The sequence below is a fragment of the Nocardia sp. NPDC056100 genome, assembly GCF_042266325.1.
Taxonomy (GTDB): Bacteria; Actinomycetota; Actinomycetes; order Mycobacteriales; family Mycobacteriaceae; genus Nocardia.
In genome coordinates, this window is record NZ_JBHJVY010000003.1 from 955,109 (window position 1) to 980,731 (window position 25,623).

A 25,623-nucleotide genomic window follows, 5' to 3' on the forward strand; every position below is an offset into this window, starting at 1 on the left:
GAACGGTATCCGTGCCGAGCCAGATGGGTGCGGACATGGTTTCAAGTTCCGAGCGCCGCTCCGGCCGTCACTCGGCCGGAACGGAATTCACCGTGGTCGCGGCGTTCACCGCGGCGTGGGGCAGTGCTGCCACGCCGCCGGATATCGCAGCTTTCCTGCCTGACGCAAGCACGCTGCGACGCGACGCGCTGCTGGAGTTGATCCGGGTCGATATGCGCCATCGCTGGCTGCGCCGCCCCGGTGGGCCGGTCCCGGCGCAGGAACGGCGCAAACGCCTCACCGAGTACTGCGCCGAGTTCCCCGAACTCACCGAGCCCGATCTGCCCGCCGGGCTGGTGTACGAGGAGTTCGTCATCCGCAGGCACAGCGGGGAACGCGTGGATCCGCGCGACTGTCTGCGTGAGTATCCGCACCAGGCCGACGAGTTGCGCGAACTACTCAATGCCGATGACGAGGATCAGAGCACCCGGCGGGCCGCCCGGGACGACTCCACCCGCGGCGGCACCACCCACGTGCCGTCGGCCGAGTTCACCCGCGCCGCCGATATACTCGACGAATTCACCAGGGGCACAGACTCTTTCGGTGATTCCACCGTCATTCGCGATGGCGATGACGCCACCCGGGCCGCACCCTTCGACGACAGCGATTCCACACATCCGGGCATTCCGCTCGATATCGACTCCACCCGCGCGGGCGGTCTGCTGGACGGCGATTCCACCCGGGTCCCCGAGCAGGGCGAACTCACCCAGCAGGACCCGTCCGCCCTGGCCGCGGCGATGGACGGCACCCGCGCCACCGGCGGCGGACTCAGCGCCCCCGAAACCGGTGAACTGCTGGACCGGCTCGAAATCGGCCAGCGCATAGACGATTTCGATCTGCTCACCAGCCTCGGCAGCGGTGCGTTCGCGCGCGTATTCCTGGCCCGGCAGCGCTCCCTGCAACGCCTGGTCGCGGTCAAGGTGTCCGCCGATCACGGCACCGAACCGCAGACCCTGGCGCAACTGGATCACGACTACATCGTGCGGGTCTTCGACCAGCGGCTCATCTCCGGCATCCGGACCAGCAGCGGGCGGCGTATGCGGCTGCTCTACATGCAGTTCCTGCCGGGCGGCACCCTGCTCGGGGTGCTGCGCTGGGTGCGCGCCACCCCGGTGGCCGAACGCAGCGGGCAATTGCTGCTCGACGCCGTGGACGCGGCCATGGAGGAGAAGGGCGAGATCCGGCCCACCGATTCCAGTGTGCGCGACGAACTCGCCGGACTGAGCTGGCCGGAAACCGTTGCCTGGCTCGGCCGCAGACTCGCCGAGGCACTCGACTACGCGGACAGCCACGGGGTGCTGCACCGGGATGTGAAGCCCGCGAACGTCTTGCTCACCGCCGAGGCCGTGCCGAAACTGGCCGACTTCAACATCAGTTTCAGCCGCAATCTCGATGACGCCAGCCCGGTCGCCTACTTCGGCGGCTCGCTGTCGTACATGTCGCCCGAACAGTTGGAGGCGTGCCATCCCGGCCGCGCCCGCTCGGCCGCCGAACTCGACACCCGCGCCGATATCTTCTCGCTCGGCGTGGTGCTGTGGGAATTGCTCACCGGTGCGAAACCATTCGATGACTCGACCGCCGGACCCGGCGGCCACGGCGACCACACCACCCTGGAGGCCATGCTGGACCGGCGGCGCGGCGGTGTGGAACAGGTCGCCCTGGAACGCGTGCCCGCCGACTGCCCGGCCGCACTGCGCCGCGTGCTGCTCACCTGCCTGGCCCCCGACCGCGAGGACCGCTGGAGCAGCGGGACCGTACTGGCAAGCCAATTGGAGATGTGCCTGGATCAGCGCGCGCGGGATCTGGTCGATCCGCCGCCGCACAGCTGGCGCATGCGGCTGCGGCCCTGGCTGATCCCGATCGTCGTCCTGGCCATCGCGATCCCCAATGTGCTGTCCTCGCTGTACAACATCGTGCACAACAACACGCTGATCATCAGCAGCATGTCCGATGCCGCCATGCACACCTTCACCCTCATCACCGCGCTGGTGAACGTGCTGTTCTTCCCGCTCGGGGCGGCGCTGATCATCTATCAGTGCCGCAGAGTGATCCGGGTGCCGCGTGGCCTGCGCAAAGGCAAGACCTACGACGCGGACACGCTGCGCAGCGCCAGAGCCGATGTACTCCTTGCCGGAGAACGCATTTCGCTCATCGTGTTCTCGCTGTGGCTGATCAGCGCGATCACCTTCCCGGTCGCGCTGCGCCTGTCCACCGGTGAGATACCGACGCGCGGCATGGTGCATTTCGTGGTGTCGCTGGTGGTGTGCGGGGCCATCGCGGTCGCGTACCCGTTCTTCCTGGTGACCTTCTTCCTGGTGCGTTGTATCTATCCGATGTTCCTGCGGCACGGCGATATCAGCGGTGAGGACGCGGTGTGGCTGCATCGGCTCGGGCACCGCTGCACCACGTACCTGGCGGTGGCGGCGTCGGTGCCGCTGCTGGCCGTGGCGGGCGTGACATTCCTGCCGCCCGAGGACATTCCGCGCGTAATCGTCGCGGTGCGGGTGCTCAGCGTGGGCGGCATCCTGGCCTTCGTGGCCGTGTACATCATGTTTCGTGCGCTGGAGGCGGATCTGCAAGCCCTGGAACGTGTGGTGGCGCCCGGTCGCCGAGTTCACGACACCGGGGAGCCCGTGGGTACCGGATCGTGAACGAGCATCCGGCGCAGGCGGTTTCCCGCTTCACCGCCGAATGGGAATCCACCTTGCGCGGCGACCGCCTCGAACCGCCGGAACTGGACGGCTACGTTCCCGACGGTGAGGCGCTGCAACTCGATGTGCTCACCGCGCTGGTGCGGGTGGATATGCGGCAGCGCTGGCGGCGCACCGGTATGGAGAAGCGCATCGCCGACTATCGCAGTGAATTCCCGGCTGTCACCCGCAGCTCCGAATTCGCGGATCTGGTGTGCGAGGAATACCTGGTCCGCAGCCGATACCGGCCGCTGGACGTCGACACCTTCAGCGCCGAATACCCGGAGGTGGCGGGGGAGATCCGCCGTCGCTTCTCGGACGGCATCACCCCCGCCCCGCCGCCCGAACTGCCCGCGGGCATCGAAACCGGCCGCCGCCTGGACGATTTCGATCTGCTCACCGATCTCGGCGGGGTGACGCACAGCCGCATGTTCCTGGCCCGCCAGCGCTCCATGCAGCGACTGGTCGCGGTGCGGGTGGAGTCCGGCGCGAACAGTGACAGCCCCACCGTCGCCCAACTCGACCACCACTACATCGTCCGCGTCTACGATCAGCGCCTCATCGCGGGCAACGGCAACCCGCTGCGCCTGCTGTACATGCAGTACCTGCCGGGCGGCAATGCCGCGGGGGTGCTCGGCCTGCTCCGCGCGCAACCCGGTCCCGCGGCCGGCGGTGAGCTCTTGTTGCGGGCGGTCGACGCCGCGATGGAGGCGCGCGGGGAGATTCGGCCCGCGGATTCCAGTGTGCGGCGCGAGATTTCGGAGTTGAGCTGGCCGGAGACCGTGGCATGGGTGGGGCGGCGGCTGGCGGCGGCGCTCGATTACGCCGAGCGGCACGGGGTGCTGCATCACGATATTCGGCCGGAGAATGTGCTGTTCACGGCCGAGGGCGTGCCCAAACTCGCGGATTTCGCACTGGGGCCGCTGTATTGGAACGCCGGTATCCCGGGTTCCGGTGGGGTGGCGTCGGATTCGCCCGAGGGTTTGCGCTGGCGATCACCGGAAGCCCTTGCCGCACGGCTGGATCCGGCCGCGCCGATGCCGGACGCGCGCAGCGATATCTTCTCCCTCGGCGTGCTGCTGTGGGAAATGCTCACCGGCGCAGCGCCATTCGATGATCCCGCGGCGGACGGCATACCCGGGCACGAGGTCGTGACGGCCATGCTGGCGCGGCGGCGCGCAGGTGTGCAACCCGCCGCGCTGGCCGCACTGCCCGCGGACACCCCGGCCACGCTGCGCCGCGTCCTGCTGGAATGCCTGGACCCGGATCCGGATCGGCGCTGGCAGAACGGCGTCGAACTGGCCGGGCAATTGGATCTCTGCCTGGACGCGCGCGCCCGGGACCTGGTCGATCCGCCGCCGAAGAGCTGGCGGTCGCGGGCCAGGAGCTGGCCGGTGCCGATCGCGGCGCTGTGCGTCGGCGTGCCGAACGCGCTGGCCAGCGTCTACAACATCCGGCTGAACCAGAGCCTGATCGTGGATCGGCTGTCCGCGGTCGATCAGCAGCGGTTCGGCACGGTCGCGCTGGTCAACAATGCCATCGCGTTCCCGCTCGCGGCGCTGCTGCTGCTGTGGCTGGCGCGGCGGCCGCTGACGGTCACCTATCGGCTCGCCCGCGGGCATCGGTATTCGCCCGCGGCGCTGGCCCGCGCCCGCGCGGACACACTGCTGCTCGGTGAGCGCGCGGTGTGGATACCGTTCCTGATGTGGGTGATCGCGGGCGTGGCCTGGCCGCTGGCGCTGTCCGCGTCCGGGGCGCGGCTGCCACCGCATACCTTCCTGCATTTCTTCACGGCCCAGGTGGTGTGTGCCGCAATCGCTCTCGCGTATCCGTTCTTCCTGATCGCGGGGTATTCGGTGCGGGCGCTGTATCCGCAGTTGCTGGTGCGGGGCGCGGTGGGACCGGCCGATCGGCGACAGCTGCTCGGTTTGGCGCGGCGCAGCAATGTATATCTGGCGGCGGCCGCGTCGGTGCCGCTGCTCGGTGTCGTAACCGCCACTTTCGTCTCGCGCGAGGACCTGGAATTGGTGATCGTCCCGGTGCGCTGGCTGAGTGTGGGCGGCGTGCTCGCCTTCGCGCTCAGCTACTGGCTGTTCCGCCTGCTCGAGGCCGATTTACAGGCGCTGGTGCGCGCGATTCCGAAGGGCGGCCGAGCGCCGGGCGATTCCGGGCGCGACGGGTAACCGATGATCCGGCGTCGTCGTCGCGAACGATCGCGGACGCGGCGGATATCGATCGGCCCGCGGACCTGGCGAGGCGGCAACGATTTTCGGGTCGATTCCGTAGGGTTGGCGGCGTGACCCGCGGCAGTGTCGAAACTTCCCTGGCGGAGCTGGCGTCGCGTATCAGGCAGCGCGCCGATGGACAGTCCGGTCGGTTCGTCCTGGGGATAGCCGGACCGCCCGGCGCGGGCAAATCCACCCTCGCGCGCGGAGTCCGCGATGAATTGAATCTGGCCGCGGGCACCGCCATCGCGGAGGTCGCGCCGATGGACGGATTCCACCTCACCAATGCGCAATTGCGGGCGCTCGGCGAACTCGCGCGCAAGGGCGAACCCGATACCTTCGACGCCGCCGGATATGTGGCCCGGCTGCGCGAACTGCGCGAAACCCCACTCGGACAACCGGTTCCGTGGCCGACCTACGATCGCGAGATCCACGAACCGGTACCCGGCGGCGTGGTGTTCGACCGGCAGCGCATCATCGTCACCGAGGGCAACTACCTGCTGCTGAACGATCACGGCGCGCCCGGCTGGTCCGCGGTGCGGCCGCTGCTCGACGCCACCTGGTACCTCGACGTCCCGCGCCCGGTCATCGAACAACGCCTGGTGCGCAGGCATATTCGCGGCGGCCGCAGTCCCGAGGCCGCGCGCACCAAGGTCGCCGAGAGCGATCTGCTCAATGCCCGCCTGGTCGAGGGCACCCGCCCCAGCGCCGATCTGGTGCTGCGCAAATTCGGCCGCGCCTACCGCATCGTCTGATCCATCCAGGCCCGGGTACCGACGGAAACGCACGAGCGCGAAGCGACCTCGGCCGCATGCCGCAGCGCCGCCGGGAACGGTTCGCCGAGCTGATGGAAATGGCAGAACGCGCCGTGCAGGATATCGCCCGCGCCCAGGGTGTCCACGGCATGCGTTGTGCCGATGGGGATTTCACCGCGCTCCCCGGGCATGGAATAGGTGATGGGGTGCGCGCCGTGCGTGACGGCCACCCACGCCGGGCCGATCGCGTGCAACTGGTCGAAGAGTTCGGCGGGAGCGACACCGGGCGGGGCGAAGGCCGCCGAACAGATGGCGATATCGATCAGCGGCAGCAGTTCGGTGTGCACCGGCCGCCAGCGCCCCGCGTCCAGCACCACCGGGATGCCCCGCTCGCGCGCGGCCGCCGCGATCCGCAGGGACGGTTCGGCATAGTGCCCGTCCACCAGCACCACCGCCACCCGGTGCAGGTGTTCGGCGGCCTCGCTGTCGAATGGCGCGTATACGCGGGAACCGTCCAGCGACACGATGGTTCGCGTCGCCGCCGCGGTCGCCACGATGATCGAGGACACCGGCGGCTGCTGCGCGCTGTCCGGCGTCAGATCGGTGACGCCGACCCCGTGCTGGTGCAGATCGCCCCGGATGAGCTCCGCCAGCGGATGTTTGCCCAGCGCCGTGACCAGCGTCGGCACCCGGCCGGACAGGTGCGCGTAGGCGACCGCGGCATTGGCGGCCGGACCGCCCGCGCCCAGGAACAATTCATCGGCCTGGGTCTTGCTGTCCTCGGCGGGATACCGGTCCACCGCGTACGCCAAGTCCAGGGTGGACAGTCCGATGAATACCGCTCCGTTGTCGTCCATCAGGTGACGATACGGCGCTACCGTGGTGGAAACGGGGAGGTAAGGCAGGCAATGGAATTGACCAAGGGCGCGAACGCGCCGATCAACGCGGACGAAGTGGTCGTCGAGGTCAGCGCGGCCACCGCGGTGGATGTGGCGGCCCTGCTGCTCACCGCAACCGGCAAGGTCCGATCCGACAGCGATTTCATCTTCTACAACCAGCCGGTCGGTCCCGGCGTCACCGCCCAACCGCCCAACCGCATTCGGATCGCCACCCGGCAGGTGCCCGCCGAGATCGACCGGATCGTGGTCACCGCCAGCCTGGACGGTTCCGGACCGCCCAACTGGGGCCGCGCCGGACGACTCACCATCACCGTCGCCGATCCGACCGGGCGCACCACCCTGGCCAGTTTCACACCCACCGATCTGAGCACCGAGACCGCGCTGATCGGCGTGGAAATCTATCGGCGACAGGGGAGTTGGAAGGTGCGCGCCGTCGGCCAGGGCTACGCGAACGGGCTCGCCGGAATCGCCACCGATTTCGGCATCACCGTCGATGACGCGCCCGCACCGCAGCAGGCGTACACGCCACCGCCGGTCAACTATCCGCCGCCCGCGCCGACGACGGTGAATTACCCGCCACCCGTGCCGAACTATCCGCCGCCCGCGCCCACCACGGTGAATTACCCGCCTCCCGCGCCGACGACGCCGAACTATCCGCCGCCCGGCACGCCGAACTATCCGCCGCCACCGTCGTATTACCCACCGCCGCAGCAGAATCCGTATCAGTCTCCGCCGCCGCCGTACCAGCAGGGTGCGCCGCAGCAGCCGTACGCGCCGCAGCCGCAGTCCTTCACACCCCCGCCGCAGCCCAGGTTCGGCGAGGCGACGGTCAGCCTCGACAAGGGCCGAGTGTCCCTGAGCAAGAACGAGACCGTCTCGCTCACCAAGACCGGCGCGCCCTCGCTCACCCGCGTGAAAATGGCGCTCGGCTGGGATCCGGCCAAGCGCGGCAAGGATATCGACCTCGACGCCTCGGTGGTCGCCTACAACCGGCAGGCCAAGGAATTGGGCAAGGTCTGGTTCGTGAAGCTGTCCGCGTTCAAGGGCGCGATAAAGCATTCCGGCGACAATCTCACCGGTGCGGGCGAGGGCGATGACGAGGTGATCACGGTCGACCTGCCCGCGCTGCCCCCCGACGTGTACGCCCTGCTCTTCACCGTGAATTCCTACTCGGGCCAGAAATTCGACGAAATCGCGCGCGCCTTCTGCCGTTTGGTCGACGATTTCTCCGGCGCGGAACTGGTGCGGTTCGAACTGTCCCGCGGTGATCGCCGCACCGGACTTTTCATGTGCATGCTGACCCGTGCGCCGCAGGGCTGGAATATGACCGCGCTCGGCGAATATGGCGACGGCGCAACGGTTTCCAAGATGATCGATCCCGGAAAACGTTTCGTGCTGGCCACCGTGCACTGATCACGACGCGGAAACGACAACGGGTTGCGGCCGAATTGCTCTCGGCCACAACCCGTTTCAGTTCAAAAACGCGGTGAAACTAACCGCGTACCCGTGATTCGTACGCCTTGCGCGCACCGGAGTCGACATCGTCCAGGAACGCGCTCTGCGCGCCCAGCGCCCGCCCCAGCGCATCACCCAGCGCCTCCGGCAGCAGCCCGACCACCTGCGAGATGAGACCCGCCACCGTGGTCACCCGCACCTTGGATTTGGGCTCCACGATCAACCGGGTGATGGCGTCCGCGATCTCCTCCGGTTCGGCCGGGCGCAGCAGCGCCGGCGTCGAAACCCCGGACCCCAGTTCGGTTTTGGTGAGCGTCGGCAGCACCGACGAGAACCGCACCCCGGTGCCCCGGTACTCCTCGCGCAGGGTGTCGGTGAACCCGAGCACCGCGTGCTTGCTCGCGTTGTAGGTGGCCAGACCCGGAATATGGGTCTCCCCGGCCAGCGACGCGATATTGATGACGTGCCCCTTGCCGCGCGGCAGCATGCGCGCCACCGCCAGCTTGGAACCCAGGATCACGCCGTACACATTGATATCCAGAATGCGGCGGGTGATCGCGTCCGGCTCATCCACCAGCCGCCCGGTGGGCATGATCCCGGCATTGTTGATCAGCACATCGATCGGCCCGAGCTCCCGCTCGACGTCATCGAGAAAGCTCTCGAACGACTGCTGATCGGTGACGTCGAGCCGCCCGTACACCTCGAAACCCCGTGCGGCGCCGGACTCCTTGACGCTCACCTCGTCGATATCACCGATGGCGATCTTCGCGCCGAGCGCCCGCAAGGCCGTCGCGGTGGCCAGCCCGATACCGCGCGCACCACCGGTGATCACCACGACCTTGCCGGAAATCCCACTGAAGTCGGTCATTTACCGGTTCCCTTCACGGTGTCGAACACGGCCTGCACGCTCAACCGGCGCAGTCCGCGCGCACCCGCGGCCCGCATGGCGGCCAGCGAGAACGCCAGCTTGGTCGGCGAATACGGGAACCACAGCAGCTCTTTGGTCTGCGTCGGCAGGATCGGCTTGGTGATGGCCTGCTGCCGGCAGTACTTGCGCACCCCGTTCGCGCCACCCCAGCGCGCACCCACGCCGGACAGCCCCCAGCCGCCCATGGGCAGCGCGAAACTGAACATGTTCGCGAATACGTCGTTGATATTGACCGCGCCCGCATTCAGCTGGCGCGCAATGCGTTCCGCGCGATCCTTGTCACCGCTCCACACCGACGCGGACAGGCCGTAGATCGAATCATTGGCCAGCCGAATGGCTTCCGCCTCATCGGCCACCTTCATGACCGGCACCGTCGGGCCGAAGGTCTCCTCGGTCATACAGCTCATGGAGTGATCGACGTCGGCGAGCACGGTCGGCTCGAACAGCGTGCCGACACCGGTGCGCTTACCGCCGGTGAGCACCCGCGCGCCCGCCTTCACGGCCTCGTCGACATGGCGCTGCACGATCCCGGCCTGCGCCTCGTTGGCCAGTGCGCCGATGTCGTACTTGGGTTCGCGGCCGTCCACGCCCTGCCGGACCTCCTTGACGGCGGCGGTCAGCTTCTTCAGGAATTCGTCGTAGACCGGCGCTTCCACGTAGACCCGCTCGACTGAGATGCACACCTGCCCGGCATTGAACAGGCCGCCGAAGGCGATACCGTGCGCGGCGCGATCCAGATCGGCGTCGGCGAGCACGATGGCCGGATCCTTACCGCCCAGCTCCAGGCTGTACGGAATCATCCGCTCGGTGCAGGCCGCGGCGATCTTGCGGCCGGTCGGGGTGGACCCGGTGAACTGCACGTAGTCGACATGGCCTACGACCGCCGCACCGGTCTCGCCCGCGCCCGTGACGATATCGAGCACCGGCGGCGCACCGATCTCACGCCAGCCGCGCACCAGCGCGACCGCCGAAAGCGGCGTCACCTCAGAGGGTTTCAGGATGACGGCGGCACCGGCGGCGAGCGCCGGAATCACGTCGATCACCGGCATGGCGAGCGGGAAGTTCCACGGCGTGATGACACCGACCACCGGATACGGCCGGAACACCCGGGTCAGCGACTTCACCCGGGCCAGCGGGCTGTGCGGCGAAGGATGTTCGTCCGCAAGGAATTTCGCGGCCCGGCGGGCGTAGTAGCCGGTCAGGTCGATGGAGAACGCGGGATCGATGAGCGCGTCGATGCGCGCCTTACCGGTCTCGGACTGCAGGATGTCGGCGAGCGCGTCGGTATTGTCGACCAGCCAGTCCTGGAGTTTGAGCAGCCATTCCTTCCGCCCGTCCGGGCCGATGGCCTCCCATTCGGGCTGATGCAGGCGCAGTTCGGCCACCTTGGCCGCCACCGTCGCCGCCGAATCGATCGGCACCGTGCCCGCGACCTCGCCGGTGGCGGGATTGCGCACCTCGAGCTCGGTCGGAATCACCTGTGCGGCAGCCGGTTCCGGTGCCGCGGCGGCGGCTTCCGGAGCGGCGGCGACCACGGCCGCGGGCTCCACCGGCGCGGCGGGCTCGGCCTTGGCCGCCGGTTTCGCGGCCGCCTTCTTGGCGGTGCCGTTGGCGGCGGCCTTACGGGGTGCGGTCTTACGGGCGGAACCCGCGGCGGGCTCGGTATTGGTCACGGTGTGCTCTCCCACGTGCGCTGCATTGCGAACCGGTTCGGCTCCGTGAGCTGTGCGACAGCTCACTGAACTATGATCGTGACACAATTTCGCCGGGACATTCTTGGCTTCTGGGCTCAAGGATTCCGGTCGCTTTTGTGCTCTGGAACCAAAGGGGAAGGTCCACCCGTGGCCATTATCGAGACCAGCGAGGCCACCCGGCAGTGGATCGCCGATTTCGTCGCGGAAAACCTGCGCACCGAGAACCTGGAACAGGTGCTTACCCGCCTGGACAGCGCGATCATCACCCGCGTTCCCGAACTCCGCGACCGGGATATGCGCCGCGATCTGTCCGCCAGCACCCGCGCGCACGCCTACGAGGTGCTCAGCGGACTCACCCAGGACCGGTTCGACTATCCGGTGCCCGAACAGGCGCACGCCTTCGCCCGCACCGTTGCCCGGCGCGGTCACGATGTGCGGCTGCTGCTGCGCGTCTACCACGTCGGCCAGGAGGCGCTGCTCGACTACATGACCGAGATCGTCGGTCAGGGACAGCTGCCCCGCGAGATCGAAAGAGATGTCCTGCTAAGGCTTTTCGACCGTTCCACGCGCTGGATCAGCACCTCGGTCGAGGCGCTCACCGACACCTATATGCAGGAGCGCGAGAGCGGTCTGCGCGCCGCGCTCAACCAGCGCGCCGAAATCGTGCGCGCCCTGCTCGGCGGCGGCGAACTCGATATCGAACTCGCCTCCGCCCGGCTCGGCTACCGGCTCGCACAGCGACATCTGGCCCTGGTCCTGTGGACCGATGAGGACACCACGCTCACCCCGCCCGACGGCTCGGACGATATCGCCGGACTGCTGGACCGCGTCGCCGCCCGCTGCGCCAGCGCCCTCGGCAACGGCAGCGTCCTGACCGTCCCCTCCGGGGCCGCGGCGCTGTGGGCGTGGATCGGCCTGGACGATGAGCTCCCGGACTCCGCACGAGCCGCCTGGCCGGTCGAAACGGCCGTCCGGGTGGCCGCCGGGGTGCCCGCCGCCGGGGTCGCCGGATTCCGCGGCGGACACCGCGAGGCCATCGCCGCCCGGCAGGTCGCCGAACGCGCCCGGCCCGGGCTACCGGCCGTGGTGCGCTATCCCGACGTCGAGGTGGCCTATCTGGCCGGAGCCGACGAGACCGCCATGCGGGCACTCATCGACAGGGAATTGGGCGCGCTCGCGGCACCCGACGCACAATCGGCGCGCCTGCGCGAAACGCTGCACGCCTATTTACGCGCCCGCCGCAGTCCGGACGCGGCCGCGAAAATACTGGGCGTACACAAGAACACCGTGCGCTACCGAATTCAGCGCATAGAAGAACTACTCGATCACTCCATCGACCGGCGCGGCCCGCGCCTGGAGATCGCGCTCGACTGCGTGGCCGTCTACGGCGTCTGAACCGGACGCCTTCCGCCCGCTCTAGCTCGCGTCCTCATCGCGGGCGGCGGCCTCACGAGCGGCGATGCGGCGCAACGGCGGCTCATTGTCCGCCGCCACCGGCACCCGCCGATCCGGCAGCTCCGCCAGCAGCTGCGTGGTGGCGGCCGCGATGGCCTCCACCGCCTTGTCCACGGCCGGTTTCGTAGCGGTCGTCAAGCCCGAGACGCCGCTGATCTTGCGGACGAATTGCTGCGCGGCCGCGTAGATTTCCTGGTCCGTCGCGGGGGGCTCCAGCCCGCGCAGGATGGTGATATTTCTACACATGCCCGAGAGAGTAATGCCGGAATTAGTTGCATGACAGGTGAAGAATCCGGGGCTTGCGCCGGAATCACACTCCGACGGGCTCGAGAAAGCCGCCACACGCGATCGGCGAATACTCGGCCACTCCAACACCGATGAGTAAGAATCGAGGCATGCCCGCCCGCGACGTGCCAACGCTGACGACTTTCCCCTACCCGGAGCTCGACCAGCGCGAGGAAGACCACTGGTCCGGCGCACAGGTCTCCGACGACGAACTTCGCGCTCTGGCGCTCGGCGGTTTCTACTCCGCCCGCTGGGACGCCTTCCACGACGCACTCCTGCTCGGACCCGAACGCGAGCATCCCCTCGGCGACCGCCGCGAACTCGCCATCGACACCCTCACCGGAGCCTGGGGCATCACCGACGGCACCGAGGCCATGGCATCCATGGAGCAACTCCTGGAGGGCATGCATTCACCGCTCTACGCGCTCGTGCATCCACTGGTGATGGCGGGCATCAATTCCCCCGAACGCGACCGCTTCGGCGAGCGCGCCGACCGGCATCGCGCGTTCCTGCGCCAGGTCGGTTCGTTCCGCGGGATGGAGAATCCCGAAGCGCTGGTACGCGATTACGACATCTGGTCCCAGGCCATCAAACTCGGCCTGACCGAACATCTGGTGCGCCCGCTGCCCACCGATATCCAGGCGTGGGATCTGGCCCGCGTCGTCGCGGTCAGCCGGATGGCTTACACCGCAGGCTATTTCGAGGCCGATGTGGCCTGGGACTACCTCATGCGCGCCCTGCCGCTGGCTCAGCGCAAATACCGCAACTGGCGGCAATTCGGCGATGCCTATCTGGCGGGGTGGACCTACTGGCAGGCGTGTGAGGATCTCGCAGAACTCAAATCCGGCGGGGTGGACCGGCGCATGGAACTGCTGCGCCTGTGGATGCGCCCGACCAGTCCGTGGCGGCGCATCGAACTCCAGCCCGAGGCGGAACCGGAACAGCCGGAGGATTAGGCCCATCGACTGACCCGCCGCACGGCGGGTCAGTTCTCTTTTTCCTCGGCCGGATTCTTCTCAGTCGGGCAGGGACCGCAGAATGCCGCGGCCGTAGCGCTGGAATTGCGCGTCGTCGACCATGGCGAGGGAGTGCCGCTCGACGAGCAGCTCCCATTCGGAGTAGAGCTTGTGCACGCCCGGATCGGCGGGACCGGCTGCCCCGTCGGCGGATTCCCGTTGGATCGCGAAATTCAGTGCGCCGGTGACCCTTTCGGTATCGGCGCGATCGGTCCCGGTGAAATGCCAGGACAGGTTGCCGTCATTCACCTCGACGCCGTACTCGCCCGGCGCGGTGCCCGAGCCCGCGGTGTCATCGGTGGTGCGCGCCCACAGCAGGGCCGCGATGGGTAGCTCGTGCGCGAAGCGCTTACCGGTGCCGAGCGAGATGAACATCAGCCGGGTGGTGCTGACCGCAAGCAGCCCAGCGCCTTTCGCGGCGGGCGGCTGCGCGTTCACGAGCGCGGCCTCCAGCAGATACTCATCGGCGGTGACATAGCGGTGCAGCGCGGCGACGGCCGGTTTGGCATCGCGCTTGGGCGCCATCCGGCGCACCGCACGATCCACATCGGCGCGGGCGGGACCGGTGCGGCCCCAGGACGGTGCGGGCGGATTCAGGTCGGGGGAAGCCACATCCAGGCGCTGGGTGGCCAGGATCTGATTGTTGATCCGCTCGACGATGACGGTGGCGGCGGGCACATCGTGTTCGGCGATGAGCACCGGCAGGGGAGTGCGGTCGGCGGGCACGCCGGTGAGCACGGGGGTGGGATAGCGGAGATAGATCTCGATGACGACGGCGTCATCCGCGCGCCGGTTCAACCGCACCTTGAGGAGTTCGGCGACCGGTACGTCGAGCACGCGCTCGCCGTCCGTTCCCGGCCGCAGCACCGTCAGTCGCCCGTTGCCGTGCCGCACAATCGCTGTGGGTGTCCGTAGCTCGACTATGTCCATACCCCCTGCGCTCTGTTGTGTCGTCGCTCACGATGGGACGACCATGCCATCATTGTGACCACTCGGTCCGACACCAGGGGGTGACCGTCCCGACGTGTTGCCGCAGATGGTCGGGGAACCACCCGCGTTCTTTAGCCGTTTACCTGTTGAACTGCATTAGCTGCCGAACTGCGCGATGTAACGACTCGACCCTACGGGGTAACGTGGCATGTCCGCATCCGTTCGCTGGAACGGGCGCGCCACAAGCATCGCAGGCAAACCGGATACACCCCCCGGAAAGGACTGGCCGCCGGCCGACGCTCTATGACCCGCAAGAATGTGTTCCGCAACCTGGCCATAGTCGCGGGCTTCCTGCTCGTGATCTATCTGGTCAGCATCTTCAGTGATGACACGCGCGGCTGGCAGAAGGTCGACACGTCGGTGGCGCTTTCCCAGCTGCAGAACAAAGACAATGTCGACAACGTTCAGATCGACGACAAAGAACAGCAGCTGCGCATCACGCTGAAGAACGGCAATGATGCGACCAGCGGCGAGAAGAAGATCATCGCCAAATATCCGGGCGGTGGCGAGATCTCGCAGCAGATCTTCCAGGCCGCGCAGAATTCCGGCGCCAAGGTCAACACCTCGGTGAAACAGGATTCCTGGCTCAGCCAGATCCTGCTCTTCATGCTGCCCATGGTGATTCTGCTGGGCCTGTTCATCTTCGTGATGTCCCGCATGCAGGGCGGTGGCCGCGGCGGCATGATGGGCTTCGGCAAATCCAAGGCCAAACAGCTGTCGAAGGATATGCCCAAGACCACCTTCGCCGATGTGGCAGGCGCCGACGAGGCCGTCGAAGAGCTGTACGAGATCAAGGACTTCCTGCAGGCCCCGGCCCGCTATCAGGCCCTGGGCGCGAAGATCCCCAAGGGCGTGCTGCTGTACGGCCCGCCCGGTACCGGTAAGACGTTGCTGGCCCGCGCGGTCGCGGGTGAGGCGGGTGTCCCGTTCTTCACCATCTCCGGTTCGGACTTCGTGGAGATGTTCGTCGGTGTCGGTGCCTCCCGCGTGCGTGATCTGTTCGATCAGGCCAAGCAGAACAGCCCCTGCATCATTTTCGTCGACGAGATCGACGCGGTCGGCCGCCAGCGCGGCGCCGGCCTCGGCGGTGGCCACGACGAACGTGAGCAGACGCTGAATCAGCTGCTGGTGGAGATGGACGGTTTCGGTGAGCGCACCGGCGTCATCATCATCGCGGCCACCAACCGCCCGGACATCCTGGATCCGGCGCTGTTGCGCCCGGGTCGTTTCGACCGGCAGATCCCGGTGAGCAATCCGGATCTCGCGGGTCGCCGCGAAATCCTGCGGGTGCACTCGCAGGGCAAGCCGATCGCGACCGATGCCGACCTCGAGGGTCTGGCCAAGCGCACCGTCGGCATGTCCGGCGCGGACCTGGCGAACGTGATCAACGAGGCCGCACTGCTCACCGCGCGTGAGAACGGCACCGTGATCACCGGTGCGTCCCTGGAGGAATCGGTCGATCGCGTGATCGGCGGCCCGCGCCGCAAGTCCCGCATCATCAGCGAGCACGAGAAGAAGATCACCGCCTACCACGAGGCCGGGCACACCCTGGCCGCGTGGGCGATGCCGGATATCGAGCCCGTCTACAAGGTCACCATCCTGGCCCGCGGCCGCACCGGTGGTCATGCCATGACGGTGCCCGAGGACGACAAGGGCCTGATGACCCGGTCGGAGATGATCGCCCGCCTGGTGATGGCCATGGGTGGTCGCGCCGCCGAGGAACTGGTGTTCCACGAGCCGACCACCGGTGCCTCCTCCGATATCGACCAGGCCACCAAGATCGCCCGTGCCATGGTCACCGAATACGGCATGAGCGCCCGCCTGGGCGCGGTCCGCTACGGCCAGGAACAGGGCGACCCGTTCCTGGGTCGTTCGATGGGCACCGCCTCGGATTATTCGCACGAGGTCGCCCGCGAGATCGACGAGGAGGTGCGCAACCTCATCGAGGCCGCGCACACCGAGGCGTGGGCCGTGCTCAACGACTACCGCGATGAGCTGGACGCCCTGGCGACCGCGCTGCTGGAGCGGGAGACGCTGCACCGCAAGGATCTCGAGGTCGTGCTCGCCACCATTGAAAAGCGGCCGCGCATAACCGCTTTCAACGATTTCGGCGGCCGCACCCCGTCCGATCGCCCGCCGGTGAAGACCCCGCGCGAGCTGGCCACCGAACGCGGCGAGCCGTGGCCGGAGGAGCCGGTGCGCCCGGTCGTTCCGGTCGGGCAGCCCGCCAACGGCTATCCGGCGGCCGATCCGGCCTACCCGGGCGGACAGCAGTACGGCGGTTACCCCGCTCCCGCTCCGGCCGGTTATCCGCTGCCGCAGCCGGGCGGTTATCCGCCGCGGCCCGCGGGCACGCACGGTTCCCGTCCGGATTACGGCGCTCCCGCCGGATGGTCGGCCCCGGGCTGGCCGCCGCAGGAGGATCAGCCGCAGACGCAGCCGCCACAGCGGCAGGCGTACGGGGGCTGGGCCCCCGCGGGTGGTCAGCGGTACACGCCGCAGCCGCCGCAGCAGCCGGACTACGGGCAGCAGCAGCCGGAGGGCCAGCAGCCGCCCGCCGGTGAGGACAACGGTGAGTGGGACGGACCGAACGGTCGCCGCTGATCGAGCCCCGGATAGGCTCATCTGGTTCGCGGCCCGGTTCGGGTCCGGTCCGGTAGGTGCGGGCCCGCGCGACGGGCGGTGAGGTTCCGCGCGCGGGTGGGTGCACCACCGCACCGCGTGCGGGTGCACCGCTCGCGGCGGGCGCCACGCCTGGTGTCCGGGCCCGTACCGGCGGCAGCCGCGTACGCCGCACCCTTTTCCACGTGCGGCAGTTCTCTACAGGAGGTGTCGATTGTCGGCCAACAACCGTGTCGTCTCCGGTCCGATCGCGCTCGACACCGGTCGGCCGTTCGATCAGGATCGCGCAGAGGCCGCCGTTCGCGAATTGCTGCTCGCGGTCGGTGAGAATCCGGATCGTCCCGGTCTCGCCGATACCCCGGCCCGCGTGGCCCGGGCGTACAAGGAGATGTTCGCCGGGCTCTACACCGAGCCGGACAAGGTGCTGGACACCACGTTCGACGAGGGGCATCAGGAATTGGTGCTGGTCCGCGATATCCCGATGTACTCGACCTGTGAACACCATCTGGTGGCGTTCCACGGTGTCGCGCACGTCGGTTATATCCCGGGCGCGCACGGCCGCGTGACGGGTTTGTCCAAACTGGCGCGTTTGGTGGATATGTACGCCAAGCGCCCGCAGGTGCAGGAGCGCCTCACCAGCCAGGTCGCCGACGCCCTCATGCGCAAGCTGGACCCGCGCGGCGCGATCGTCGTGGTGGAGGCCGAGCACCTGTGCATGGCGATGCGCGGAATCCGCAAGCCCGGCGCCAGCACGACCACCTCCGCGGTGCGCGGTCTGCTGCAGACCAACGCGTCCTCGCGCGCCGAGGCCCTGGACCTCATTCTCCGGAAGTGAGCGCACCAACCATGACCGAAAGCGGTTCGCGGGGGACGCAATTGGTGCTGCCCCGCGGGGGCCGCACATGTGTCGTGATGGGCGTCGTGAACGTCACCGCGGATTCGTTCTCGGACGGCGGCAAGTTCCTGGATGTGGGTGCGGCCGTCGCGCACGGGTGGCGGCTGTACGAGCAGGGCGCGGACATCATCGATATCGGTGGTGAGTCGACCCGTCCCGGTGCGCACCGGGTCTCCCCGGAGACCGAGGCCGCGCGGGTGACCCCGGTGATCCGGGAGCTGGTGTCGCTGGGCGTTCCGACGAGTGTGGACACCATGCGCGCCCGGGTGGCCGAGGCCGCCATCGAGGCCGGTGCGTCGGTGGTCAATGACGTCTCCGGCGGCCGCGCCGATGCCGATATGGCGAAAGTCGTTGCGGCGGCCGGTGTTCCGTGGATTCTCATGCATTGGCGCGCGGGTGCGAACTATGAGCACACGGGCCCCGCCGAGCACTATGGCGATGTCGTCGCCGAGGTGCTCGCGGAATTGCGCGATCAGGTCGATATGGCTGTCGCCGCCGGTGTCGATCCGGGCCGCCTGGTGCTGGATCCGGGTCTGGGTTTCGCCAAGAACGCGGACCACAATTGGGAATTGCTCGGTGCGCTACCGGAATTCGTGGCGACCGGGCTGCCGATTCTGATCGGCGCCTCGCGTAAGCGTTTCCTCGGTTCGCTGCTGGCGGATGCCGATATTCCGCGTCCCCCCGCCGGTCGCGAAACCGCGACCGCCACCATTTCCGCCCTGACCGCCGAGCACGGCGGCTGGGGTGTGCGCGTGCACGATGTGCGCGCCTCGCTGGACGCCATCGCGGTCACCGATGCCTGGCGCAATGCCCGGCGGGCCCGCGCGGGCAGGGTCGTCGACAGGTGGACTTGGACACAGGGAGAACAACTTTGAGCACCGACCGCATCGAATTGCGCGGCCTGCGCGTCTTCGGCCATCACGGCGTCTTCGATTACGAGAAGCGGGACGGCCAGGATTTCGTGGTGGATCTGACCGTGTGGACCGATTTCGCGGCCGCGGCCAAATCGGACGATATCGCCGATACCATCCACTACGGTGAGCTGGCCGATCTGGCGGTGCGCATCGTGGCGGGCGAACCGCGCGATCTGGTCGAGACGGTGGTGTCCGAATTGGCCGACGCGGTGATGGCCGATACGCGAATTCGCGAGGTCGAGGTGGTGTTGCACAAGCCCTCCGCGCCGATTCCGCATAGCTTCGAAGATGTCCGGGTCGTCACGTCCCGTCGGCGCGAACCGGAGGAGGCGTAGCGGTGAGCCGGGTAGTGCTGTCGATCGGATCGAATCTGGGTGATCGGCTGGCGCACCTGCGCGGCGTGATCGAGGCGCTGCGCCCGCGCCTGCTCGCGGTGTCGTCGGTGTACTCCACGCCGCCGTGGGGCGGTGTGCCGCAACAGGATTACCTCAACGCGGTGCTGGTGGCCGAGGATCCGGAGCTGGAGCCCTCGGATTGGCTGCGGGTGGGGCAGGAGCTGGAGCAGGCGGCCGAGCGGGTGCGCGAGGTGCGCTGGGGCGCACGGACTCTCGATGTGGATATCGTGTGGGCCGCACAGCGCCGCCGGGACGGCGAGGTGCCGTGCCGCAGTGCCGATCCGATCCTGACGCTGCCGCATCCGCAGGCGCACAATCGGGCTTTCGTGCTGGTGCCGTGGCTGGAGGTGGAGCCCGATGCCGCGCTGGAGGTGAGTGCCGGTGCGCCGCAATCGCTTCGGGAGCTGCTCGCGGTGCTGGACGCGGCCGAGATCGAGGGTGTGCGCCGCACCGAGCTGGCGCTGGGGTGGCCGGTGTGAAGCCGACTCGCGTATTGGATCTGTGCCTGAATGTGGCGCTGGCGGCGGTGGTGGCCTGGATCGCCACCAATGTCGCGTATTCGAGTTTCCCGCCCATCACGGTGTTCTCGGGGGCCTCGCTGCTGCCGGTGGCGGTGCTGGAGGCGGTGCTGGCGTTCGTGATTCGGGCCCGGGTGGAGAACCGGGGGATCGGGGACAGTCCGCGGCAGTTGCATCCGATCACCGCGGCGCGGGCGGTGGCGCTGGCGAAGGCGTCGGCCCAGGTGGGTTCGCTGGTGGGCGGCATCTGGCTGGGGTTCCTGATCTGGCTGCTGCCGCAGGGCTCGGATCTGCGGGCGGCCTCGGCGGACACCCCGGGTGCGGTGGTCGGCCTGGTGGCCGGGCTGCTGCTGGTGGCGGCGGCATTGTGGCTGGAATATTGCTGTCGCGCGCCGATTGATCCGCCCGATGAAGCGGCTACCTCATAGCAAACATAAAGTCGACGATGATCGGCAAGGTTGAAGCCGGAGTGTCCAGTTCAAGCTATGTTGGTGGCTATGGTTTCACCCTCCCGGAGCAGTGCTTCCCGTCGACGACGTGAAGACGCGGGAAAATTCTTCACCGGTCTGCTGCTTCTCCTCGGTCTGGTTGCCAGTATTTTCCTGGTCTTCAGCGATAACGTCCACATGATCCGTGTGGGCCTGGTCGCGGCGCTGTGGGCGGCCGCCATCGGAGCCCTCGCCGCGACCCGTTATCGCAGGGAGTCGGCTACGGACCGGGCCAAAGTAGGTGACCTGCAAAAGGTCTACCAACTGCAGCTGGAGCGCGAGGTTGCTGCCCGCCGCGAATACGAGCTCGGCGTCGAGTCGCGAGTGCGTAAAGAGGTCGGCGCCGATGCCGAGGAAATGGCCGCATTGCGTGCCGAACTGACGGTATTGCGCGAGAGCCTGCAGCGTCTCTTCGACGGCGATCTGCCCGGTGAACGCCCCGCTCTGCGCGCCGATGCCGTCCGAGTGCAGGAATTGCCGGCCAGCAACGGCAATTCCGCGAATGGGTCGGCGAACGGTAACTGGGAGGACACCGACTCCTGGGATCCGTGGTCCGCGCCCGTCGATCCGATCGAACAGGACCTCGGCAGCCGCATCACCCCGGTCTTCGACGCCGACCATCCCGAGCCCCCGGCCTTCGCCAGTCCCTTCGACGATCCGGTGACCGCGGAGACCTCCATCGTCACCGACAGCATCGACCGGTTGCGCGTGCCGCATCATCCGGCCGACCGCAATCGCGATTACGAGCCGCCGCACGATTTCGAGCATCTGCGCCCGTTCGAGGACGACTTCGCCGCCAAACCCGCCGCACCGCAGGATGATTCCCGCGATGACGTGGACGCCGCGCGGGCCGCCGCCGACGCCCTGCGCTCGGGTTCGGGTTCGGCGCAACCGATTCCGCGAGCGAACAACGGCGATGACGCCGAGCGCAAGCACACCGAGCCGCTCACCAGCCTGGAAGGTGAAGGGCCCGAGCAGGTTCCGTGGTTCGAGACCGATCTGTCCGAGGCGGGCGGAGTGCCCCGCACCGCGACCGGCAATGGCGCGCAGTCGGGTGCCGCGGCGCCGGCCGCCACGGGCGGTGCGACGCAACCCGCCGACAGCGGTCAGCCGCAGTCGGCGAACGGCGGCGAGCAGCCCGCGGCCGAGCAGTCCGGATCGCCCGCCAATCCGCGGCTGGCCCCGCCCGCCGCGCCCGCGCAGCCGATCGGCACCGCGAGTTCGCGTCGCCGTCGTCGTTCCGACGAGGACGCCGACGATGATTCGGGCCGTCGCCTGTCGGTCGCCGAGATCATGGCGAATCTGCGTTCCGAGGGTGGCCGGTAACCGCCTGTAAGACATCCCACAGTCGGTGGCCTCGCCGTATCGAGGCCGATATCCTCGGGCCGTAACGTCTGGTACCCGCGATGCGGGACTGGAACGAACTTCGAGAGGACAAGGGTGACCTCGGACAAGGATGTCTGCGGAACCGATCTTGCGCCTGCACGACTGACGGTGGGAATCGTCTCGGCGGGACGCGTCGGCTCCGCCCTGGGTGTGGTACTCGAGCGCGCCGGGCATGTGGTCTTCGGTGTTTCCGCGATTTCGGACGCCTCGATTCGGCGCGCCGAGACGCGGCTGCCGGATTCCCGCATTCTGCCCGCCGAAGAGGTGGCGGCGCGCAGCGAACTGCTGGTGCTGGCGGTGCCGGATAGCGAATTGGCCGGGCTGGTCGCGGGTTTGGCGACCGCGGGCGTGGTGCGCCCGGGCACCATCGTGGTGCACACCTCCGGTGCGAACGGTATCGCGATCCTGGCCCCGCTCACGGCGCTGGGCGCGTTGCCGCTGGCGATCCATCCGGCCATGACCTTCACCGGACATGACGAGGACATCGCGCGACTGGCCAACGCCTGCTTCGGCGTGACCGCCGCGGACGATATCGGCTATGCCATCGCGCAGGCGCTGGTGATCGAGATGGGCGGTGAGCCGGTCCGCGTCTCGGAGGAGAACCGCACCCTCTATCACGCGGCTCTGGCGCACGGCAGCAATCATCTGGTGACCCTGATCGTGGATGCCGTGGCGGCCTTGCGCGCGGCGCTCGCGGGCCCCGGCCTGCTCGGTCAGCAGATGGTCGACGAACAGCCGAACGGACTTGCCGAGCGCATGCTGGCCCCGCTGGCCTCGGCCGCACTGGACAACGCGCTGCGCCGCGGCCCGGCCGCGCTCACCGGCCCGGTGGCGCGCGGCGATGTGCCCGCGGTGGCCGCGCATCTCGAGGCGCTCGAGGATCTGGACCCGCGCATCGCGGCCGGATATCGCGCTCTCGCACTGCGTTCGGCCGAGCGCGCCAAAACCAACCCCGCCCTGTTCGATCTGCTGGAAGGACACTGATGGACCCGAAACTGCGTGGTGCGTACAAGCGCGGTGAGCTGACCGTGCTGCACGAGCCTGCGGTGGTCACCTCGGTTGCCAAGGCTTTGCGTTCGACGGGTCGCACGGTCGCGCTCGTGCCGACCATGGGGGCACTGCACGAGGGCCACCTGGAGCTGGTGCGGCGGGCCAAGCGCACCAATCAGGTCGTCATCGTGTCCATCTTCGTGAATCCCCTGCAATTCGGTGCGGGCGAGGATCTGGACAAGTACCCGCGCACCCTGGACGCCGATGTGGAGCTGCTCCGCGCCGAGGGTGTGGAGCTGGTGTTCGCGCCCAGCGCCGCCGAGATGTACCCGGACGGCCCGCGCACCACCGTGCACCCCGGCCCGATCGGCGATGAGCTCGAGGGCGCGGTCCGCCCCGGCCATTTCGCGGGCATGCTGACCGTGGTGGCCAAGCTGTTCCAGATCTGCCGCCCCTCCGAGGCGTTCTTCGGCGAGAAGGATTATCAGCAGCTGACGCTGATCCGGCAGATGGTCCGCGATCTGAATTTCGATCTGAAGATCGTCGCCATTCCCACCGTGCGTGAGCAGGACGGTTTGGCGCTGTCCTCCCGGAACCGATTCCTCGATCCCGCCCAGCGTGAGCTGGCGACCACGCTGTCGGCCGCGCTGGCCGCGGGCGGGCATGCCGCCGGACTTGGCCCGAAAGCCGTATTGGAAGCGGCACATTCGGTACTGTCCACGGTGTCGGGCATTGAACTCGACTACTTGGAGATCCGCGACTCCAATCTCGGTGTGGTGCAGACCAGCGGAAACGCGCGTCTGCTGATCGCCGCCCGAGTGGGCGGCACCCGCCTCATCGACAATCTGCCCGTCACCCTCGGTACGCCTGTCGACGGCAATCCGAACACTCCCTACCGGCCTGCTCAGGCCACAATTCGTTAGAAAGGCAACAGGCGATGTTGCGCACCATGATGAAGTCCAAGATCCACCGTGCCACGGTGACCCATGCCAACCTCCACTATGTCGGCTCGGTGACCGTGGACCAGGACCTGCTCGATGCCGCCGATCTGCTCGAGGGTGAACTGGTCGCGATTGTCGACATCACCAATGGCGCCCGGCTCGAGACATACATCATCGCGGGTGAGCGCGGTTCCGGCGTGATCGGAATCAATGGCGCCGCCGCTCATCTGGTGAATCCGGGTGATCTGGTGATTCTCATTGCCTACGCACAGCTGAACGAGGCGGAGTTGCGGGAGTACGCGCCCCGCGTGGTATTCGTCGACGAGCGCAATCGTCAGGTGGAGCTGGGTTCGGATCCGGCGCACGCGCCCGAGGGCTCGGACCTGATCTCACCGCGTTCTCTATCCACGAACTGAACGGAGCGTCGGGGACACCCATGCTGCTGACCATCGATGTCCGCAATACCAGCATCGAGCTGGGCCTGTTCTCCGGTAGCGGGGAGCACGCGAAGCTGGTGCGGCAGTGGCGGACCCATACCAATCCGCTGCTGACCGCCGATGAATTCGCGCTCATGGTGCGGGGTTTGATCGGTGCGGACGCGGAGCAGGTTATGGGTGTCTCCGCGCTGTCCACGGTGCCGCCGGTGTTGCGCGAGCTCCGCGAAATGCTCGGCCGCTACTGGGGTCATGTCCCGAACATTGTGGTGGAACCCGGTGTGCGAACCGGTATTCCGTTGCTCGTGGACAATCCCAAGGAGGTGGGCGCGGACCGTATTGTGAACTGTCTCGCGGCCTACCATCGGTACCAATCCCCGGCCATTGTGGTGGATTTCGGTACGGCTATCTGTGTGGATCTGGTGTCGGCCAAGGGGGAATTTCTCGGCGGCATCATCGCGCCCGGTGTGGAGATTTCCACCGAGGCGCTGGTGGAGCGCAGCGCGCTGCGCCGGGCCGAGCTGGCACGGCCGCGTTCGGTGATCGGCAAGAACAGTATGGAATGCATGCAGTCCGGTGCTGTTTTCGGTTTCGCCGGTATGGTCGACGGCCTCATCGATCGAATTCGCGATGAATTCGACGCCTTCTCCAGCGATGATGTGGCGATCGTGGCGACCGGTGCGACGGCCCCGTTGATCGTGCCGGAGTCCGAGACCATCGAGCATCACGAACCGCATCTGACCCTGGATGGTCTGCGCCTGGTCTACGAGCGCAATCAGCAGCGCAAGGTGCGCCAGCCGTAATGCGTACCCGTCGGTTTGTGACGCAGTCGTTCTCCGTGGCCTCTGTTGCTTCGGCGAGAACGGCTGCTAAGCTCCCCCTCGTGTATTTCCGCGTGAGCACCCAGGAGTGTTGTCGAGGCTGACCAGCCTCGGCGTCGTCGAGGCATCGTTTTTGCCCTCGACCGTGCACACACTTCTTGGAGTTTCGCCTCATGCGATCTTCGGTACTTTCCCTTTCCACAGCCAATGCGCCCCACGGCGGCTCGCGGCTCCTGCCCGAGGTGACCGAACGGGCCACCGCGTCGGCTCTCCCCACCCGGCTGCGTCCCGCCGACCTGCTGCGTCTCACCGATGAGGGCGCCGAGGACGTACTGGCCGGGCGTTACGATCACCTGCTGCCCGCCGATGGCCTGTGGCCGACCGAAAAGCGCTGGGCGGTAAGACTTCTCGCCGATGACGAGGTCGACCTGTGGTTGATCAGCTGGGTGGCCGATATCGCCACCGAATTGCACGATCACGCCGGTTCACTGGGCGCGCTGACCGTGCTCTCCGGTGCGCTCTCCGAATTCCGCTGGAACGGTAAGGAATTGCGCCGGCGCACGCTGTCCGCGGGCGATCAGGCTTCCTTCCCGCTGGGCTGGGTGCACGACGTGGTGCGCGCCCCCGCCGCCGAAGCCGGTATTTCCGGCCCGCTCGATCCGACTTTGAGTGTGCACGCCTATTCGCCGCCGCTGACCGCGATGTCCTATTACGAGGTCACCGGTCACGGCACGCTGCGCCGCACCCGTTCCGTTCTCACCGACCAGCCCGAAGGCGAACTCGAATGA

General features: G+C 67.8%; 23 protein-coding genes. 18 read left to right on the forward strand and 5 right to left on the reverse strand.

The annotated features are described in order from the left end of the window. The first annotated feature begins 35 nt into the window (after positions 1-35). From ACFC0O_RS26535 to ACFC0O_RS26545, 3 genes are all read left to right on the forward strand, one after another. On the forward strand, positions 36-2,690 hold the full coding sequence (locus ACFC0O_RS26535) for a serine/threonine-protein kinase (RefSeq protein ID WP_375962296.1): 2,655 nt from the start codon (positions 36-38) through the stop codon (positions 2,688-2,690). Further along, positions 2,687-4,912, forward strand: coding sequence for a protein kinase (locus ACFC0O_RS26540; protein WP_375962299.1), 2,226 nt, complete (start codon positions 2,687-2,689; stop codon positions 4,910-4,912). Before ACFC0O_RS26535 ends, ACFC0O_RS26540 begins: the two co-directional genes overlap by 4 nt. Before the next feature lie 113 nt (positions 4,913-5,025). Further along, positions 5,026-5,709 (forward strand): nucleoside/nucleotide kinase family protein, encoded by a 684-nt coding sequence (locus ACFC0O_RS26545; protein WP_364637597.1) that lies wholly within the window; start codon positions 5,026-5,028, stop codon positions 5,707-5,709. Here ACFC0O_RS26545 and ACFC0O_RS26550 read toward each other — a convergent pair. After that, positions 5,694-6,566 carry a PfkB family carbohydrate kinase gene (locus ACFC0O_RS26550; RefSeq protein WP_375962302.1) on the reverse strand — a complete coding sequence of 291 codons (873 nt, stop codon included), beginning with the start codon at positions 6,564-6,566 and terminating at the stop codon, positions 5,694-5,696. The two genes, ACFC0O_RS26545 and ACFC0O_RS26550, sit on opposite strands and share 16 nt — an antisense overlap. Before the next feature lie 51 nt (positions 6,567-6,617). Here ACFC0O_RS26550 and ACFC0O_RS26555 point away from each other — a divergent pair, with 51 nt between their 5' ends. Further along, a complete protein-coding gene (locus tag ACFC0O_RS26555) occupies positions 6,618-8,021 on the forward strand; it encodes a TerD family protein (RefSeq protein ID WP_375962304.1) in 1,404 nt (467 codons plus the stop codon). A 79-nt stretch (positions 8,022-8,100) separates the two neighbouring features. Here the strand turns inward: ACFC0O_RS26555 and ACFC0O_RS26560 are convergent, their stop codons facing one another. Both ACFC0O_RS26560 and ACFC0O_RS26565 read right to left on the reverse strand, forming a co-directional pair. Beyond that, on the reverse strand, positions 8,101-8,931 hold the full coding sequence (locus tag ACFC0O_RS26560) for an SDR family oxidoreductase (protein WP_375962306.1): 831 nt from the start codon (positions 8,929-8,931) through the stop codon (positions 8,101-8,103). Next, positions 8,928-10,526, reverse strand: coding sequence for an aldehyde dehydrogenase family protein (locus tag ACFC0O_RS26565; protein WP_375963854.1), 1,599 nt, complete (start codon positions 10,524-10,526; stop codon positions 8,928-8,930). The genes ACFC0O_RS26560 and ACFC0O_RS26565 overlap by 4 nt, the downstream gene beginning before the upstream one ends. A 306-nt stretch (positions 10,527-10,832) precedes the next feature. Here ACFC0O_RS26565 and ACFC0O_RS26570 point away from each other — a divergent pair, with 306 nt between their 5' ends. Next, positions 10,833-12,080: a PucR family transcriptional regulator gene (locus ACFC0O_RS26570; RefSeq protein WP_375962308.1), complete on the forward strand. Its 1,248-nt coding sequence runs from the start codon at positions 10,833-10,835 to the stop codon at positions 12,078-12,080. Positions 12,081-12,101: 21 nt separating this feature from the next. Here the strand turns inward: ACFC0O_RS26570 and ACFC0O_RS26575 are convergent, their stop codons facing one another. Continuing rightward, positions 12,102-12,386: a DUF2277 domain-containing protein gene (locus tag ACFC0O_RS26575; RefSeq protein WP_364637607.1), complete on the reverse strand. Its 285-nt coding sequence runs from the start codon at positions 12,384-12,386 to the stop codon at positions 12,102-12,104. A gap of 149 nt (positions 12,387-12,535) precedes the next feature. On the opposite strand from ACFC0O_RS26575, the gene ACFC0O_RS26580 reads away from it, so the two are divergent. Then, the gene (locus ACFC0O_RS26580) at positions 12,536-13,381 is read left to right on the forward strand and encodes a DUF1266 domain-containing protein (RefSeq protein WP_375962310.1); all 846 of its coding nucleotides are present in this window, start codon (positions 12,536-12,538) and stop codon (positions 13,379-13,381) included. A gap of 60 nt (positions 13,382-13,441) precedes the next feature. Here ACFC0O_RS26580 and ACFC0O_RS26585 read toward each other — a convergent pair whose 3' ends face one another. Further along, positions 13,442-14,371 carry a hypothetical protein gene (locus ACFC0O_RS26585; RefSeq protein ID WP_375962313.1) on the reverse strand — a complete coding sequence of 310 codons (930 nt, stop codon included), beginning with the start codon at positions 14,369-14,371 and terminating at the stop codon, positions 13,442-13,444. 303 nt (positions 14,372-14,674) lie between these two features. On the opposite strand from ACFC0O_RS26585, the gene ftsH reads away from it, so the two are divergent. The 12 genes from ftsH to ACFC0O_RS26645 all read left to right on the forward strand — a co-directional run bounded on the left by ftsH (position 14,675) and on the right by ACFC0O_RS26645 (position 25,623). Then, on the forward strand, positions 14,675-17,035 hold the full coding sequence (ftsH, locus tag ACFC0O_RS26590; RefSeq protein WP_364637613.1) for an ATP-dependent zinc metalloprotease FtsH: 2,361 nt from the start codon (positions 14,675-14,677) through the stop codon (positions 17,033-17,035). A 232-nt stretch (positions 17,036-17,267) separates the two neighbouring features. Continuing rightward, positions 17,268-17,888 carry a GTP cyclohydrolase I FolE gene (gene folE, locus ACFC0O_RS26595; protein ID WP_375962315.1) on the forward strand — a complete coding sequence of 207 codons (621 nt, stop codon included), beginning with the start codon at positions 17,268-17,270 and terminating at the stop codon, positions 17,886-17,888. Positions 17,889-17,965: 77 nt separating this feature from the next. Beyond that, positions 17,966-18,823 (forward strand): dihydropteroate synthase, encoded by an 858-nt coding sequence (folP, locus tag ACFC0O_RS26600; protein WP_375963856.1) that lies wholly within the window; start codon positions 17,966-17,968, stop codon positions 18,821-18,823. Then, positions 18,820-19,197, forward strand: coding sequence for a dihydroneopterin aldolase (folB, locus tag ACFC0O_RS26605; RefSeq protein WP_375962318.1), 378 nt, complete (start codon positions 18,820-18,822; stop codon positions 19,195-19,197). The genes folP and folB overlap by 4 nt, the downstream gene beginning before the upstream one ends. 2 nt (positions 19,198-19,199) lie before the next feature. Continuing rightward, positions 19,200-19,736 (forward strand): 2-amino-4-hydroxy-6-hydroxymethyldihydropteridine diphosphokinase, encoded by a 537-nt coding sequence (gene folK, locus ACFC0O_RS26610; RefSeq protein ID WP_375962320.1) that lies wholly within the window; start codon positions 19,200-19,202, stop codon positions 19,734-19,736. Further along, on the forward strand, positions 19,733-20,203 hold the full coding sequence (locus ACFC0O_RS26615) for a DUF3180 domain-containing protein (RefSeq protein ID WP_375962323.1): 471 nt from the start codon (positions 19,733-19,735) through the stop codon (positions 20,201-20,203). Before folK ends, ACFC0O_RS26615 begins: the two co-directional genes overlap by 4 nt. Positions 20,204-20,272: 69 nt before the next feature. Beyond that, positions 20,273-21,589 (forward strand): DUF6779 domain-containing protein, encoded by a 1,317-nt coding sequence (locus ACFC0O_RS26620; protein WP_375962325.1) that lies wholly within the window; start codon positions 20,273-20,275, stop codon positions 21,587-21,589. 114 nt (positions 21,590-21,703) lie between these two features. Beyond that, positions 21,704-22,633: a Rossmann-like and DUF2520 domain-containing protein gene (locus tag ACFC0O_RS26625; RefSeq protein ID WP_375962328.1), complete on the forward strand. Its 930-nt coding sequence runs from the start codon at positions 21,704-21,706 to the stop codon at positions 22,631-22,633. Further along, the gene (panC, locus tag ACFC0O_RS26630) at positions 22,633-23,562 is read left to right on the forward strand and encodes a pantoate--beta-alanine ligase (protein ID WP_375962331.1); all 930 of its coding nucleotides are present in this window, start codon (positions 22,633-22,635) and stop codon (positions 23,560-23,562) included. The genes ACFC0O_RS26625 and panC overlap by 1 nt, the downstream gene beginning before the upstream one ends. Before the next feature lie 14 nt (positions 23,563-23,576). Then, complete coding sequence (gene panD / locus ACFC0O_RS26635) at positions 23,577-23,996, forward strand: aspartate 1-decarboxylase (RefSeq protein WP_364637629.1); 420 nt, start codon at positions 23,577-23,579, stop codon at positions 23,994-23,996. A 20-nt stretch (positions 23,997-24,016) separates the two neighbouring features. After that, complete coding sequence (locus ACFC0O_RS26640) at positions 24,017-24,817, forward strand: type III pantothenate kinase (RefSeq protein WP_375962334.1); 801 nt, start codon at positions 24,017-24,019, stop codon at positions 24,815-24,817. A 191-nt stretch (positions 24,818-25,008) separates the two neighbouring features. Next, positions 25,009-25,623: a cysteine dioxygenase gene (locus ACFC0O_RS26645; RefSeq protein WP_364637633.1), complete on the forward strand. Its 615-nt coding sequence runs from the start codon at positions 25,009-25,011 to the stop codon at positions 25,621-25,623.

Excerpts from the sequence above, each read along its gene's own strand:
- ACFC0O_RS26535 (WP_375962296.1), top strand. The coding sequence starts at position 36 with ATGGTTTCAAGTTCCGAGCGCCGCTCCGGCCGTCACTCGGCCGGAACG.
- ACFC0O_RS26550 (WP_375962302.1), bottom strand. The coding sequence starts at position 6,566 with ATGGACGACAACGGAGCGGTATTCATCGGACTGTCCACCCTGGACTTG.
- ACFC0O_RS26555 (WP_375962304.1), top strand. The coding sequence starts at position 6,618 with ATGGAATTGACCAAGGGCGCGAACGCGCCGATCAACGCGGACGAAGTG.
- ACFC0O_RS26560 (WP_375962306.1), bottom strand. The coding sequence starts at position 8,931 with ATGACCGACTTCAGTGGGATTTCCGGCAAGGTCGTGGTGATCACCGGT.
- ACFC0O_RS26575 (WP_364637607.1), bottom strand. The coding sequence starts at position 12,386 with ATGTGTAGAAATATCACCATCCTGCGCGGGCTGGAGCCCCCCGCGACG.
- ACFC0O_RS26580 (WP_375962310.1), top strand. The coding sequence starts at position 12,536 with ATGCCCGCCCGCGACGTGCCAACGCTGACGACTTTCCCCTACCCGGAG.
- ACFC0O_RS26585 (WP_375962313.1), bottom strand. The coding sequence starts at position 14,371 with ATGGACATAGTCGAGCTACGGACACCCACAGCGATTGTGCGGCACGGC.
- ftsH (WP_364637613.1), top strand. The coding sequence starts at position 14,675 with ATGACCCGCAAGAATGTGTTCCGCAACCTGGCCATAGTCGCGGGCTTC.
- folP (WP_375963856.1), top strand. The coding sequence starts at position 17,966 with ATGGGCGTCGTGAACGTCACCGCGGATTCGTTCTCGGACGGCGGCAAG.
- ACFC0O_RS26620 (WP_375962325.1), top strand. The coding sequence starts at position 20,273 with ATGGTTTCACCCTCCCGGAGCAGTGCTTCCCGTCGACGACGTGAAGAC.
- panC (WP_375962331.1), top strand. The coding sequence starts at position 22,633 with ATGGACCCGAAACTGCGTGGTGCGTACAAGCGCGGTGAGCTGACCGTG.
- panD (WP_364637629.1), top strand. The coding sequence starts at position 23,577 with ATGTTGCGCACCATGATGAAGTCCAAGATCCACCGTGCCACGGTGACC.
- ACFC0O_RS26640 (WP_375962334.1), top strand. The coding sequence starts at position 24,017 with ATGCTGCTGACCATCGATGTCCGCAATACCAGCATCGAGCTGGGCCTG.
- ACFC0O_RS26645 (WP_364637633.1), top strand. The coding sequence starts at position 25,009 with ATGCGATCTTCGGTACTTTCCCTTTCCACAGCCAATGCGCCCCACGGC.